The sequence below is a fragment of the Streptomyces barringtoniae genome (assembly GCF_020819595.1).
Classification (GTDB): Bacteria; Actinomycetota; Actinomycetes; order Streptomycetales; family Streptomycetaceae; genus Streptomyces; species Streptomyces barringtoniae.
Genome location: NZ_JAJHNP010000005.1, coordinates 225,834 through 240,385 on the forward strand (window position 1 = coordinate 225,834; position 14,552 = coordinate 240,385).

Below are 14,552 nucleotides of genomic sequence, written 5' to 3' on the forward strand. Positions count from 1 at the left end.
AACACGGGCCGTGCACCCGTCGGGTCCACCCCACCGCCCGGGCCGGGCGGAAGGATCACCCGCGGCGGGTGATCCGGCGCGGCGGCCGCCCCGGGCAGGCTGTCCGCTCGAGGGGCCGTGGGCCGCCCCGCCGACAGTCCGTGAGCGGCCTGATCCCATCGCGCGAGGAGGAGCCATGACCGAACCGCGTGGACAGGCGCAGCGGGCCGGACTGTCGTATCTGCCCGGCGAGGCGGCCAGCGGCCCCGCACAGGCCATGGCGGCGATCGCCCGCTCCTGGACCTGGATCCTCGGGGCGGCGATCGTGACGCTCGTACCGGGCGTGCTGATCCTCGTCTGGCCGGACGAGACCCTGCACGTCCTCGCCGTGCTCATCGGCCTCTACCTGCTGCTCACCGGCGCGATCCGGTTCGTGACGGCGTTCGCGCGGGAGGACCACGCAGACCGGCTCACAGTTCTGCTGGTCGCGGTGCTGTACGTCCTGGCGGGCGTGCTCTGCCTGCGCCATCCGCTGCAGACCATCACCGCGCTGTCGCTGATCGTCGGGCTCGTGTGGCTGTCGTCCGGCGTCCTCACCCTCTACCCGGCGATCGCCGCACGGGACCTGCCGCACCGCGGGGTCGTCCTGGGCGCCGCGCTGCTCGGCATCGTCGCCGGGATCGTGGTGCTGGTGCTGCCCGCGGAGTCGGCGCGGGCACTGACCCGGCTGCTCGGTCTCTGGCTCGTGCTGCTGGGCCTGGCCGAACTGGTGACCGCCTTCGCGTGGCGGGCCGCGCTGCGCCGCAGCGGCATGCCGCCGGGCGTCCCCGAGTCCGCGGACTGATCCCCGGCATCCTCACCCGCATCGGGTGAGGACGCCCCTCCCTCGTCGTGTGCACGCTGAGAACGGCATAGACCGGCTCGGCGAGCCGGTGCCCCGGACGGAGGAAAGACATGAGCGCGCAGACATACCTCGCGTACGACTACCCGGTGCTGGGTGCCTTCATGACCATGCTGGTGTTCTTCCTGTGGATCATGTGGTTCGTCCTGCTGTTCCGGGTCATCGTCGACATCTTCCGCGACGACGACATGGGCGGCTGGGGCAAGGCCGGCTGGACGCTCTTCGTGATCGCGCTGCCCTTCCTGGGCGTCTTCGTCTACCTGATCGCCCGCGGCAAGGGCATGGGGCAGCGGGAAGTGGCGCAGGCGCGCGCCCAGCAGGAGGCGTTCGACTCCTATGTGCGGCAGACCGCGCAGGGCGCGACCGGCACCAGCAGCGCCGACGAGCTCACCAAGCTCTCCGCCATGCGCTCCCGGGGTGAGATCACCGACGACGAGTTCCGCAGGGCGAAGGAGCTGGTCCTCAGCGGTGCCGGCCCGGCCCGGAGCGGCGACACCGTACACACCTCCACCGGGCGCTGACAGGCGCCCACGAGAACGAATCGAGGCCACCCATGACCACGACCCCCTCCCGCGCCCACACCCGCAGCACCAAGCAGGCATGGGCGGGCGGCCTGACGTCCTTCGCGGGCGTCATGCTGATGATCGCCGGGCTGCTCGGCGTGTTCCGGGGCATCATGGCGATCGCCCAGGACAACGTCTTCGTCTCGACGCCCAACTACGTCTTCAAGTTCGACCTGACGAGCTGGGGATGGATCCATCTGGTCCTGGGCGCGATCGCCGTGGTCGTCAGTTTCGGCCTGTTCGGACCGTCGATGTGGGCACGCGTCGCCGGAGTCGCCATCGCCGGCCTGGTGATCATCGCCAACTTCCTGTCCCTGCCGTACTACCCGGTGTGGTCCGTCGTGATGATCGCCGTCTCCGGCTTCGTCATCTGGGCCCTGTGCGTGGTCCAGGGCCAGGAATCCGCCAAGAGCCCGTAGCCGGACCGCGGCCCCCGCGCCGTCCGGCACGACCGCCGACCGGCGGTGCACCCCGCGCTTCGACCCGCCCAGCGTCCACGCCTCGCTGCTGGACGGCGAACGCGGGGTGACCGCCGGTCGACGACGTCAGCTCGCCCCGTCCCTCCCCGACGCTGCCGAGGAGGCGGGGCGTGTCGGCGCTTCCGGCTGTCTGTCCTGGATGCGTTCCTGCACCCACCGGGCGCCACCCGGACAGGGGGAGCCGCTCGGGGCGGCGAGCCAGGAGCCCGCCCACGGCATCGCTGCCTCTGCGGCCGCCGACCCTTGCTGGAACGTCACCGCGCGGGCCGAGTGGGCGCATCGTGCCGTCGGCAGGGCCGCCCCCGGCAGCGCCCCGTTGTTCAGCGCAGCTGTTGGTCGTCCCAGGCAGGGCCCGGTGCGGCCGTCTCCCCGGTGCGCTGCTGCGGGATCACCGCCGCACCCTGCTGGAGAGTCACCGTGCGGGTGGGGGCGGGGATGCTGATGCCCTCTGTGCGGTAGCGGCGGTGGAGGCGCTTGATGAACTCGTGCTTGACGCGGTACTGGTCGCTGAACTCGCCGACGCCGAGGATCACCGTGAAGCCGATGCGGGAGTCGCCGAAGGTGTGGAAGCGGATGGCGGGCTCGTGTTCCGGGACCGCGCCCTCGACCTCACGCATGGTCTCCGCCACGACCTCCGCCGTCACGCGCTCCACGTGCTCCAGGTCGGCGTCGTAACCCACCCCGACCTGCACCAGCACCGTCAACCGCTGCTCGGGATGCGTGTAGTTGGTCATGTTGGCCTTGGCGAGCTGGCCGTTGGGGATGACCACCAGGTTGTTGGACAGCTGACGGACCGTCGTCTGGCGCCAGTTGATGTCGACGACATAGCCCTCCTCGCCGCTGCCCAGCCGGATGTAGTCGCCCGGCTGGACCGTCTTGGAGGCCAGGATGTGGATGCCCGCGAAGAGGTTGGCGAGGGTGTCCTGCAGGGCGAGTGCGACCGCCAGACCGCCGACACCCAGGGCGGTCAGCAGGGGCGCGATGGAGATGCCGAGGGTCTGCAGGACCACCAGGAAGCCGATGGCGAGGACCAGGACCCGGGTGATGTTGACGAAGATGGTCGCCGAGCCCGCCACGCCCGAGCGGGACTGGGTGACCGTACGGACCAGACCGGCGATCACCCGGGCCGCGGACAGGGTCACCACGAAGATCAGCCACACCTCGAGGAGCTGGTTGGTGTGGTGGTGCACGGTCCGCGTCAGCGGCAGCACGGCCGCGGCCGCCGCCGCGCCGCCCGCGATCGCCGCCCACGGCACGACCGAGCGCAGCGCGTCCACGATGACGTCGTCGCCGCTCCAGCGGGTCCGCTTGGCGTGCCCCGCCAGCCAGCGCAGAAGGGTGCGGGACATGAAGGCGAGCACCAGCCCCGCCGCCACCGCGATACCGGCGAGGACGAGGTCGTCCAGGGTCAGCGCGCGGTTCACCGGTCACCTCCGGTGCGCGCGCCTGCTGCGGAGTTGTGAAGTCTCGTCACGTTGTCACCTGCTCGATGTGCGGGATGTGCGATCGCGCCGGCCGGAGAAACCCCGGTGACCGGCGCGATCGCTCATCCTGCCGTATCCGGAACGCCAGTTCGCACCCGGACCGGCGCTCTTCGGGCAGGTGGCTCAGACGATGCCCTCCGCGAGTTCGGCCTGGTCGCGGTCGCTGCCGTACGCGGCGGCGGTGGGCGTGCCGTACGAGCGGCGGGCGATGTACCACCAGATGGTCGCGAGGACCAGGACGACGGCGAGCGCCACCGACGCGTAGTTCATCGTGTCGACGGTGACCGGCGAGGCCTGCGGCAGGCAGAACAGCACGGTCACACAGGCCACCCAGATCACCGCGATCCAGCCGATCGGCCGGCTCCAGCGGCCCAGCTGCCACGGCCCCGGCCGGAAACGGTCGCCCGCGCGCAGCCGCAGCAGCACCGGGATGGCGTAGGCGGGGGTGATGCCGATGACGTTGATGGCGGTCACCGCGTTGTACGCCGTCGTCGAGTACAGCGACGGCAGGGCGAGGAGACCGGCCACGACGACGGACAGCCACACGGCGGCGACCGGTGTCTGGGTGCGGCCGCTCACCTTGCGCCACAGCTGCGAGCCGGGCAGCGCGCCGTCGCGGCTGAACGCGAACACCATCCGGCTGGCCGCCGCGACCTCGGCGTTGCCGCAGAACAGCTGCGCGACGATCACCACCAGCAGCAGCGCGCTCGCGCCGCCGGTGCCCAGGCCGTCGAGGAGGATCTGCGCGGGCGGCACACCCGTGGCGGTGTTGCGCGTGGCGTCGTAGTTCTGGATGGCGAAGGTCAGACCGGCCAGCAGCACGAAGCCGGCGATCCAGGACGCCCAGATGGACCGCACGATGCCGCGCGCCGCGGACACCGAGGCCTGCGAGGTCTCCTCCGACAGGTGTGCGGAGGCGTCGTAGCCGGAGAAGGTGTACTGGGCGAGCAGCAGGCCGATCGCCGCCACGTAGAGCGGGTTGTGCCAGCCGGTGTCGTTGACGAACTTCGTGAACACGAAGGACACCGGCCGGTGGTGGTCGGGGACGACCGCGAGCGCGCCGACGATGAGCGCGACACCCGCCAGATGCCACCACACACTCACCGAGTTCAGCAGGCTGACCAGGCGGACGCCGAACAGGTTCAGCACCGCGTGCAGCAGCAGAATGGCGCAGAAGATGAGCATCGTCCTGCCGGGAGTCGGCGTGAAGCCCCATTGGAGGTTCGCGAACGCGCCGGTGAACAGGGCGGCGCCGTAGTCGATACCGGCGATCGCGCCGAGCAGACCGAGCAGATTCAGCCAGCCCGTGTACCAGCCCCAGCGCCGGCCGCCGAGCCGGTCCGCCATGTAGTACAGCGCGCCGGAGGTCGGGTAGGCGCTGGTGACCTCGGCGAGCGCGAGGCCGACGCACAGCACGAACAGGCCGACGCCCGCCCAGCCCCACAGCATCACGGCCGGGCCGCCGGTGTTCAGGCCGAAGCCGTACAGGGTCATGCAGCCGGACAGGACCGAGATCACCGAGAAGCTGATCGCGAAGTTGCCGAAGCCGCCCATGCGGCGGGCCAGCACCGGCCGGTAGCCGAGTTCGCGCAGCCGCTTCTCCTCGTCCTGCTGGGGCAGGCCCGGCGAGGGCGTGGGCTCGGGGGTGGGGGACATGCGGGGGACCTCCGGGTCAAGAGGGGCGAGGACAGGTGCCGTTCAGGTGTGCGAGCCGTCCGCGGCCGCCCGGCAGCGGTCCCGGGCCTGGGTGAAGACCTCCACGGCACGGTCGCGGTCGGGCGTGCGGTACATCCAGGGCGGGGGTGTGAAGTACGGTCCGATGGCGTCGAACACCCTTGCCGCGTCGGGGAACCGGAGCGACCCCCACAGGGCGTGGGCCAGGTGGTTGAGGTCCGGCAGCGAGCACTCGTCGCGCCGGGTGTGCTCGAACCAGGAGTGCAGGGCGTGCCGCGCCTCGCGTGCCGCGTCCTCCGCCACCCAGTGCAGGTCGAGCGCCGCGTCGTGGCCGCTGTCGCGCCGGTAGCGCTCGACACGGACGTACAGCGGCAGCAGGTGCAGCGCCGAGCCGGGCGGCGCCTGTCCGGCAGCCCACTGGGCGAAGCCCGCGGCCTGCGCGAGCCGGCCCGAGCCGCCCCGCACGTACAGGAACTGGAGCATCCGATGGTGGGCCTCGCGGTTGTACGGATCGCGCGCGTGGGCCTCCGCCAGCAGTCCCCAGGGTCCCGGCGGCAGCGTCGGCTCGGGCGCGGGCACCCGGTGCTCCTCCCAGCGCTGCTCCGGATCCAGCTGGGCCAGCGCCAGCAGACACACCCAGGGCACCGGGTCCCGCGGGGCGATCCCGGTGGCGGACTGGGCGGCGTCCCAGGCCTCGATCCACAACTCGTGGGTACGGCGGTGCTTCTCGCGCCGGGCGCGCAGGGCCCGTTCCACCCCGACCCGCGCCCGCATCACCGCGGCGTGGACGCTGTCCGGCTCCTCCGTGAGCCAGGCGCGCACCACGTCGGTGCCGGCGGCGGCCGCCGCGAGGACCTGGGTGCGCTGGGTCCACCGCCCTCCGGGCGGGGTGTCCGCGAGCAGCGTGCGCATGGCCATCCAGCGGCCGGTGCGCAGGTCCTGGAGTGCGGCGCGCAGGGCGTGGTCGGGGCCGGCGGGGTCGTAGGAGGGACGGGGTCCTTCTCTGGCCATCAGCCGACTGCCCCGGGCCACTGGGGCGCGGGTGAGCTGGCGGGGTGGCGTGGCAACAGCCCTCCTGCGGGCGGACGGAGGTGTGGGGTGCTGGTCGGCGGTCACTATAGAGGCGTGGGTTCCGCCGTGCCATTGTTACCAACTCGAGCAAGCGTTCAGCCAGTTGGCAGCCGAGGGGCGCTTGACGCCGTCCCGTGGCGGCGGCAGGCTGGCGCGGTGATCTTCGGTGCGGAGCGGGGTATGGCGAGATGACGGGTCCGGTGCTCGCCGTCGACCAGGGCACGTCCGGCACCAAGGCCCTCGTGGTCTGTCCGGAGCGCGGCGTCCTGGGTTCCGGGTTCGCGGAGGTCCGCCCCCGTTACCTGCCCGGCGGGCTGGTCGAGGCCGACCCGGCCGACCTGTACGACTCCGTGGTCGACGCCGGCCGACAGGCGCTCGCCGAGGCCGGCGAGGACGTCGTGGCGCTGGGCCTGGCCAACCAGGGCGAGACCGTCCTCGCCTGGGACCCGGCCGACGGCCGCCCCCTCACCGACGCCCTGGTGTGGCAGGACCGGCGCGCCGAGACCGTGTGCACCGAACTCGCGGGGCACGCCGAGGAGCTGCGTGAGCTGACGGGGCTGCCCCTCGACCCGTACTTCGCCGCCCCCAAGATGGCCTGGATCCGCCGCCACCTCACCCGCGAGGGCGTCGTCACCACCTCCGACGCCTGGCTGGTCCACCGCCTCACCGGCGCCTTCGCCACCGACGCCGCCACCGCCGGCCGTACCCAGCTCCTCGACCTGGACGGCGCGCAGTGGTCGCCGAGGGCGCTGGAGATGTACGGCCTGGCGGACGAACGGCTCCCGCACCCGGCCGACAACGCCCAACACATCGGCACCACAACGGCATTCGGCCGCGAGATCCCGCTCACCGGACTGATCGTCGACCAGCAGGCCGCCCTGCTCGCCCAGCGCGTCACCGCACCCGGCACCGCCAAGTGCACCTACGGCACCGGCGCGTTCCTGCTCGCGCACACCGGCGACCGGCCCCGGCGCGGCACCTCCGGCCTGGTCAGCTGCGTGGCCTGGCGGCTGGCCGGCGCGACCAGCTACTGCCTCGACGGCCAGGTCTACACCGCGGCCTCCGCCGTCCGCTGGCTCCGCGACCTCGGGGTCATCTCCTGCGCAGCCGACCTCGACCCCGTCGGCGGCGCCGTCCCCGACAGCGGCGGCGTCACCTTCGTCCCCGCCCTCGCCGGACTCGGCGCCCCCTGGTGGCGCGGCGACCTGCGCGGCTCGCTCACCGGACTCGGCCTCGACACCGGCCCCGGCCATCTGGTGCGCGCCCTGTGCGACGGCATCGCCGCCCAGGTCGCCGAACTCGCCGACGCGGCCGCCGCCGACCTCGGTGGCCCGGTGGACACGCTCCGCGTCGACGGCGGCCTGACCCGCTCGGCCCTGCTCATGCAGACGCAGGCCGACCTGCTGCAGCGCCCCGTCGAGGTCTCGGCGCTGCCCGACGCCACCGCACTCGGCGCGGCCGCCCTCGCCCGCCTGGGCGCGGACCGTACCCTGGGCGTCGGACAGGCCCTGCCCGACTGGAAGCCCGCCGCCGTGTACGAACCCCGCATCACCGCCGACCAGGCCGCCGAACGCCGCGCCGGCTTCCGGGCCGCCGTCGCGGCGCTGCTCGGCTCATGACCGTCACCGCGGAAGGCCCGCTGCCCACGACGTCGTACGACGTCGCGATCGTCGGCGCCGGGGTCGTCGGCTGCGCCATCGCGCGGGAACTCGCCCGCCACCCCCGCCTGCGCGTCGCCCTGGTCGAGGCCCAGGACGACGTCGGGCAGGGCACCTCCAAGGCCAACACGGCCATCCTGCACACCGGTTTCGACGCGGCTCCCGGCACCCTGGAGGCCCGGCTGGTCCGCGAGGGCTACGACCGGCTCGGCGCCTACGCGGCCGACTGCGGCATCCCCGTCGAACGCGTCGGCGCCCTGCTGGTCGCCTGGGACGAGGAGCAGCTCGCCGCCCTGCCCCGGCTGGCCGGGAAGGCCGGGCGCAACGGCTGCCACGAGACGAGCCTGCTCGGCCCCGACGAGCTGTACGCCCGCGAGCCCCACCTCGGCCCCGGCGCGCTCGGCGCCCTGCACGTGCCCGGCGAGAGCATCATCTGCCCCTGGACGACGACCCTGGCCTACGCCACCCAGGCGGTCCGCGCCGGAGTGGACCTGCACCTGAACACCAAGGTGGAGCAAACCGGCCGGCAGGACGGCCACCGCCTGCTCACCTCCCGTGGGACCCTGCACGCCCGCCACCTGGTCAACGCGGCCGGACTGCACGCCGACACCGTCGACCGGCTGTTCGGCCACGAGGACTTCACCGTCACCCCGCGCCGCGGCCAGCTCCTGGTGTACGACAAGTTCGCCCGCCCGCTTCTCCGGCACATCCTGCTGCCCGTACCGACCGCGCTCGGCAAGGGCGTCCTGGTCGCGCCGACGGTCCACGGCAACGTGCTGCTCGGCCCCACCGCCGAGGACCTGGACGACAAGCGGGCCACCGGCTCCACCACCGACGGCCTGGCCGGACTGCGCTCCAAGGGCCGCCGCATCCTGCCGGCCCTCCTGGACGAGGAGGTCACCGCCGTCTACGCCGGGCTCCGCGCGGCCACCGGGCAGGAGGACTATCGCATCGCCGCCCACCCCGAGCAGGCGTACGTCACCGTCGGCGGCATCCGCTCCACCGGTCTGACCGCGTCCCTGGCCATCGCCGCCCATGTCGTCGGCCTGCTGGCCGGGACCGGACTCGACCTCGGCCCGGTGCGCGAGCCGGAGCCGGTGACCGTGCCCAACCTCGGCGAGGCCTTCCCGCGCCCCTACCAGCGACCCGAACTCATCGCCGCCGACCCCGAGTACGGCACCCTCGTGTGCCACTGCGAGCGCGTCTCCCGCGGCGAGATCCGGGACGCCCTCGCCGGGACGATCCCGCCCCGCACCCTGGAGGGCCTGCGCCGCCGCACCCGGGCCCGGGCGGGCCGCTGCCAGGGCTTCTACTGCGGGGCGGCGGTACGGGAGCTGTTCGAACGGGGCCGTGCGGAGCGCGAGGGGGCGACACGGAAGCCGACGGGCGAGGAGGCGGTGCGGCGGGAGGTCTCCGCTGGGGAGCGGGAGCGGGAGCGGGGGCAGGAGCCGGGTGGCGAGGGGGCGGTGCGGCGGGAGCCGTCCGCTGGGGAGCCGGTGCGGCGACGGGAGCGGTTCGGCAGGGGGCGGTCATGACGAACCATCGCCGGGTCGACGTCCTCGTCGTCGGTGCCGGACCCGCCGGACTCGCTGCCGCCGCACGGCTGGCCGCCGCCGGGGCGGGGCACGTGGAGGTGCTGGAGCGGGAGACCGAGGCGGGCGGTGTCCCGCGGCACTGCGCCCACGGCGGCTTCGGCACGTGGACGCATCCGCTGACCGGCCCCGCCCACGCCCGCCTGCTGACCCAGGCCGCCGTGCGGGCGGGAGCGGTGATCCGAACCGGGGTGACGGTCCTGGACTGGGCGGCCGCAGAGCTGCCGGCGTCCGGGGACGCCCCGGCCCCGGGACCGGACACCGTACTCACCGCCGTCGGACCCGGTGGGCCGGAGATCATCGAGGCGCGGGCCGTCGTGCTGGCCACCGGTGCCCGTGAACGCCCGCGCACCGCCCGGCTGGTGCCCGGCACCCGTCCCGCCGGTGTCTACACCACCGGTGAACTCCAGCAGGCCGTCCACCTGTTCGGGCAGCACATCGGCACCCGCGCGATCGTCGTCGGCGCCGAGGACGTCTCGTACGCGGCCGCCGCCACCGTGCGCGCGGCCGGCGCCGAGGTCGTCGCCCTGGTCACGGAACACCCGCGGGCCCAGACCGGCCGGGCGCGCGCCCAGTCGGCCCGCCTGCGCGACCGTATTCCCCTGCTGACGCACACCACGGTCGCCGAACTCCTCGGCCACGGCCGCCTGTCCGGGGTCCGCGTCCGCCGACGCGACGGGCGTACGGCCGATCTCGCCTGCGACACCGTCGTGTTCACGGGCGACTTCGTCCCCGACCACGAACTCGCCCGCCGCGGCGCCCTCGCCCTGGATCCCGGCACCCGCGGACCCGCCGTCGACGGCGGCCTGCACACCTCGCGCCCCGGAGTCTTCGCCGCCGGCAACGTCCTGCACGCCGTCGAGCGCGCCGGCACCGCGGCCGCCGAGGGTGCCCGGGTGGCCGGTGCCGTCCTGGACTTCCTGGCGGGCGCCCCCTGGCCGGACCCGGGAGTCCCGCTCGTCGTCGGTGCCCCGCTGCGCTGGATCGCCCCGAACCGCGTCAACCCCGCCGACCCGCCCGCCCGTTACGTCCTGCGCACCGACGCCCCGCTGACCCGCCCGGCCCTCCGGGTCCACCAGGACGGCCGCCTCCTGCACCGCGCGCGCCCGGGCCTCGGCACCGCACTGCCCAACCGCACCCTGACCCTCACGGCCCGCTGGACGGACCAGGTCGACCCGAAGGGCGGAGAGGTGCGGGTGAGCGTGGGCTGAGCGGCCCGACTTGCCGGTGCCGTGCGCGACCCGTCACAGATCGGTGAACGAACCGTGCCGCCCGGACCCTGACGTGAACCGGGCCGCGCCCTTGGCGCTCTGGGCCAACACGCCCATGCCGTATCGGAGTTCACTACGCAACGCCGCCTCCTCGTCCAGGCCCTCCTGGTCGAGGACCGACGCGCGGTCGCTGCGCAGGCACGCCTGCGGGAAGCGGGCCATGTCCGCGGCCAGCGCCTCGGCCTCGGCGCGGGCGCGTCCCGTCGGCACCACGCGGTTGGCGAGACCGATCTCGTAGGCCTCACGGGCCGGTACGGGGCGGCCGGTGAGGATCATGTCCATGGCCCGGCTGGTGCCGATCAACCGGGGCAGCCGTACCGTGCCGCCGTCGATCAGCGGCACGCCCCAGCGGCGGCAGTACACCCCGAACACGGCGTCCTCCTCCGCGACCCGCAGATCGCACCAGAGGGCGAGTTCGAGGCCGCCCGCGACCGCGTGCCCGGCCACCGCCGCGATCACGGGCTTCGACAGCCGCATCCGGGTCGGCCCCATCGGGCCGTCACCGTCCTCGGCCACACGGTTGCCGCGCTCGGTGCCGATCGCCTTCAGATCCGCCCCCGCGCAGAACGTGCCGCCCTCACCCCACAGCACCGCGACCCGGGCCCGGTCGTCCGCCTCGAACTCCCGGAAGGCGTCGGCGAGTGCGGCGGCCGTGGGACCGTCCACCGCGTTGCGGGCCGCCGGCCGGGAGAGGACGACCGTGGTGACGTACTCCGTGCGCTCCACGCGGACCGGCATGGGAGGCCCTCCTTGTTCCGGTTTCCGGCTCGGAAGGCCACTCTGCCTCAGATGACCTTGAACCGTACCAGCGCCCCCAGCGTCAGCGCCCCCGGCAGCAGCGGCACCCACACGGTGATGATGCGGTAGGCGAGCACCACCGCCGTGGCCACCGCGGCCGGACCGCCCACGGCGACCAGGGCCACGATCAGGGCGGCCTCGACCGAGCCGAGCCCGCCCGGCGTGGGCACCAGCGCCACCGCGACGGTCGCCGCGAGGTAGGCGAGCGCCATGTGCGCCACCGGCACCGGCAGCCTGAGCGCCTGGCCGACCGCGGCGAGACCGGCCGCCTGCAGTGCGGGGAACGCCAGCGAGCCGCCCCACAGCGCCAGGGCGCGGGCCGGCCGGGTGTGCACCGACCGGGCCTCGCCGAGGGCGTCCCGGACGAAGGCGTACACGCGGGTGCGCAGCGGTCGTACGAGGGCCACCGCGGCCGCCGCCACCACCAGCAGGCCGCCCGCGCCCAGCATCAGCGGCAGGGCCGAACCGTCCGGCAGCAGGGGGCCGAGCTGCAGCGCGTCGGGAAAGGCCAGCAGCAGCACGGACAGCAGACCGAGCCGGCCGACGGACTCGGCCAGCAGATACAGGGCGAGTGCGGCCGAGGAGCGGGCGAGCGGCACCCCGCACACGGTCATGAAGCGCAGGTTCACCGCGCCCGCGCCCAGCCCGGTGGGCAGCAGGTGGTTGGCCGAGGCCGCCGCGAACTGGGTGGCCAGCAGCCGCCCCTTGGGCAGCGGCTGCACCACCGCGCCCTGGCGGGTGAACGCGGCGGCCACCCAGGTCAGACAGGTGGCGCCGGCCGCCGCGAGCAGCCACGGCCAGGAGGCGGTGCGCAGCTGGCCGAAGCCCTCGGCGAGCAGGGAGCGGTTCCGCACGGCGACCACGGCGACGAGCAGGAGCGGCAGCAGGCACAGCACCTGGCGGACGGGGACGCGACGGGGGAGTCGTCCCCGGGGTGGCGGGGACAGCGGGACGGCAGTCACATCCGCAGAGGATCTCCGGGCCGTCCCAACGGCGGGTGAAAAGGCGGGAACATTGACCTCAACGAAGCTTGAGGTTCTACGTTCTCTTCCATGAGCATGGAGACCACCGCATGGATGCAACTGCATAGTGTCATGAACGCGCAGGACGAGCGCCGGCCGTTCGCCCGCGCCACGCTGCGCCGTATCGCAGCCTTCGCCCGCCCGCACCGCGCGGGTATCGTCCGGTTCGTGGTGCTCGGGGTGGTGACCGCGCTGCTCGCCGTGGCCACCCCCGTGCTCGCCGGCCGCGTCGTCGACGCGATCGTGGCGGGGCACGACTCCGGCACGGTGGTCCGGCTGTCCCTGCTCATCGCGCTCGTCGCCCTCGCGGAGGCGGGGCTCGGCATCCTCGGCCGGCGCCTGTCGGCGACGCTCGGGGAGGGACTCATCCTCGACCTCAGAACGGCTGTGTTCGATCATGTGCAGCGCATGCCCGTCGCGTTCTTCACACGGACTCGTACGGGAGCGCTGGTCAGCCGGCTCAACAACGACGTGATCGGCGCCCAGCGGGCGTTCGCCAACACCCTGTCCGGCGTGGTCAGCAACCTGGTCACCCTGCTGCTCACCCTCGCCGTGATGCTGACCCTGTCCTGGCAGATCACCCTGCTCGCGCTGGTGCTGCTGCCGGTGTTCGTGCTGCCGGCCCGCCGCATGGGCACCCGGATGGCCCGCATGCAGCGCGAGGCGGCGGCGCTGAACGCGGCCATGGGCACCCGGATGACCGAGCGCTTCTCCGCGCCCGGAGCCACCCTGGTCAAGCTGTTCGGCCGCCCGGAGGAGGAGTCGGCGGAGTTCGCGGCCCGCGCCGCGAGGGTGCGGGACATCGGTGTGCGCACGGCCACGGCCCAGTCGGTGTTCATCACCTCCCTCACCCTGGTCTCCTCCCTCGCGCTGGCCCTCGTCTACGGCCTCGGCGGCTGGTTCGCGCTGGACGGCACCCTGCAGGCGGGCGCGGTCGTCTCCCTCGCCCTGCTGCTGACCCGCCTGTACGCCCCGCTCACCGCGCTCGCCGGCGCCCGGGTCGAGGTGATGAGCGCGCTGGTCAGCTTCGAGCGGGTCTTCGAGGTGCTGGACCTTCAGCCGCTGATCGAGGAGAAGCCGGACGCCCGGGACGTCCCCGAGGGGCCGGTCGCCGTCGAGTTCGACGACGTCCGCTTCTCCTACCCGGCCGCCGACCAGGTCTCCCTCGCCTCCCTGGAGGAGGTCGCCGCCCTCGACACCCGCGGCGGCTCCGAGGTCCTGCACGGCATCTCCTTCCGCGCCGAACCCGGCCAGACCGTCGCCCTCGTCGGCTCCTCCGGCGCCGGCAAGTCCACCATCGCCCAGCTGCTGCCGCGCCTGTACGACGTCGACGCGGGCGCCGTCCGCATCGGAGGCGTCGACGTCCGCGACGTGACGGCCGCCTCCCTGCGCGGCACGCTCGGCATGGTCACCCAGGACGGCCACCTCTTCCACGACACGGTGCGCGCCAACCTCCTCCTCGCCCGCCCCGACGCCACCGACGAGGAGCTCTGGGACGCGCTCGGCCGCGCCCGGCTGGCCGACGTTGCACGGTCCCTGCCCGACGGCCTGGACACGGTGGTCGGCGAGCGCGGCTACCGGCTCTCCGGCGGCGAGCGCCAGCGGATGACCATCGCCCGGCTGCTGCTGGCCCGCCAGCGCGTGGTCATCCTGGACGAGGCCACCGCCCACCTGGACAACACCTCCGAGGCGGCCGTCCAGGAGGCCCTCACCGAGGCCCTGGAGGGCCGCACCGCCGTGGTCATCGCCCACCGACTGTCCACGGTCCGGGCCGCCGACCTGATCCTCGTCGTGGAGTCCGGCCTGATCGTGGAGCGTGGCACGCACGAGGAACTGCTGGCGGGGGAGGGCCGGTACGCGGAGCTGTACCGGACCCAGTTCGCGGGTCGTGCGGAGCCGGACGCCGAAGTGGCGGTCGGCTGAGTCTGCCCTCAAGACCGCGGGAGACCTCGGTGGTGCCGCAGAAGGCGCCACCGAGACGGCCGCGCCCACGGCGGCCCACGGTGGTGAACGTCTGTCACATCACTTGACGCCAGTGGTCCGTACCTTTAGTTTCACGC

At 73.8% G+C, this 14,552-nt stretch carries 12 protein-coding genes; 7 read left to right on the top strand and 5 right to left on the bottom strand.

Features of this window, described 5'->3' with window-relative positions; translation table 11 throughout:
• Nucleotides 1–175: 175 nt before the first annotated feature.
• From LMU33_RS10455 to LMU33_RS10465, 3 genes are all read left to right on the top strand, one after another.
• Nucleotides 176–823, top strand: a complete 648-nt coding sequence (locus LMU33_RS10455; RefSeq protein WP_372477916.1) for an HdeD family acid-resistance protein — start codon at nt 176–178, stop codon at nt 821–823.
• Nucleotides 824–933: 110 nt separating this feature from the next.
• The gene (locus tag LMU33_RS10460; RefSeq protein ID WP_228619413.1) at nt 934–1,401 is read left to right on the top strand and encodes an SHOCT domain-containing protein; all 468 of its coding nucleotides are present in this window, start codon (nt 934–936) and stop codon (nt 1,399–1,401) included.
• A gap of 32 nt (nt 1,402–1,433) precedes the next feature.
• The gene (locus tag LMU33_RS10465; protein WP_228619414.1) at nt 1,434–1,862 is read left to right on the top strand and encodes a DUF7144 family membrane protein; all 429 of its coding nucleotides are present in this window, start codon (nt 1,434–1,436) and stop codon (nt 1,860–1,862) included.
• A gap of 380 nt (nt 1,863–2,242) precedes the next feature.
• Here LMU33_RS10465 and LMU33_RS10470 read toward each other — a convergent pair whose 3' ends face one another.
• The 3 genes from LMU33_RS10470 to LMU33_RS10480 all read right to left on the bottom strand — a co-directional run bounded on the left by LMU33_RS10470 (nt 2,243) and on the right by LMU33_RS10480 (nt 6,091).
• Complete coding sequence (locus LMU33_RS10470) at nt 2,243–3,346, bottom strand: mechanosensitive ion channel family protein (protein WP_228619416.1); 1,104 nt, start codon at nt 3,344–3,346, stop codon at nt 2,243–2,245.
• Nucleotides 3,347–3,529: 183 nt separating this feature from the next.
• Entirely contained in the window at nt 3,530–5,062 is a 1,533-nt protein-coding gene (locus tag LMU33_RS10475; protein WP_228619418.1) for an amino acid permease, read from the bottom strand.
• A gap of 42 nt (nt 5,063–5,104) precedes the next feature.
• Nucleotides 5,105–6,091 carry a hypothetical protein gene (locus LMU33_RS10480; RefSeq protein WP_228619419.1) on the bottom strand — a complete coding sequence of 329 codons (987 nt, stop codon included), beginning with the start codon at nt 6,089–6,091 and terminating at the stop codon, nt 5,105–5,107.
• 248 nt (nt 6,092–6,339) lie between these two features.
• On the opposite strand from LMU33_RS10480, the gene LMU33_RS10485 reads away from it, so the two are divergent.
• The 3 genes from LMU33_RS10485 to LMU33_RS10495 are packed head-to-tail and all read left to right on the top strand — an operon-like array spanning nt 6,340 to nt 10,612.
• The gene (locus LMU33_RS10485) at nt 6,340–7,770 is read left to right on the top strand and encodes an FGGY family carbohydrate kinase (RefSeq protein ID WP_228619421.1); all 1,431 of its coding nucleotides are present in this window, start codon (nt 6,340–6,342) and stop codon (nt 7,768–7,770) included.
• A complete protein-coding gene (locus LMU33_RS10490; RefSeq protein ID WP_228619422.1) occupies nt 7,767–9,344 on the top strand; it encodes an FAD-dependent oxidoreductase in 1,578 nt (525 codons plus the stop codon). The genes LMU33_RS10485 and LMU33_RS10490 overlap by 4 nt, the downstream gene beginning before the upstream one ends.
• A complete protein-coding gene (locus tag LMU33_RS10495) occupies nt 9,341–10,612 on the top strand; it encodes an NAD(P)/FAD-dependent oxidoreductase (RefSeq protein WP_228619424.1) in 1,272 nt (423 codons plus the stop codon). The genes LMU33_RS10490 and LMU33_RS10495 overlap by 4 nt, the downstream gene beginning before the upstream one ends.
• A 33-nt stretch (nt 10,613–10,645) precedes the next feature.
• On the opposite strand, the gene LMU33_RS10500 is transcribed toward LMU33_RS10495, so the two are convergent.
• Complete coding sequence (locus LMU33_RS10500) at nt 10,646–11,410, bottom strand: crotonase/enoyl-CoA hydratase family protein (RefSeq protein ID WP_228619426.1); 765 nt, start codon at nt 11,408–11,410, stop codon at nt 10,646–10,648.
• Between the two features lie 47 nt (nt 11,411–11,457).
• Nucleotides 11,458–12,432: a lysylphosphatidylglycerol synthase transmembrane domain-containing protein gene (locus LMU33_RS10505; RefSeq protein WP_228619427.1), complete on the bottom strand. Its 975-nt coding sequence runs from the start codon at nt 12,430–12,432 to the stop codon at nt 11,458–11,460.
• Nucleotides 12,433–12,528: 96 nt separating this feature from the next.
• Between LMU33_RS10505 and LMU33_RS10510 the strand changes: the two genes are divergently transcribed.
• A complete protein-coding gene (locus LMU33_RS10510) occupies nt 12,529–14,415 on the top strand; it encodes an ABC transporter ATP-binding protein (RefSeq protein WP_228619763.1) in 1,887 nt (628 codons plus the stop codon).
• The last annotated feature ends 137 nt before the right edge of the window (nt 14,416–14,552 follow it).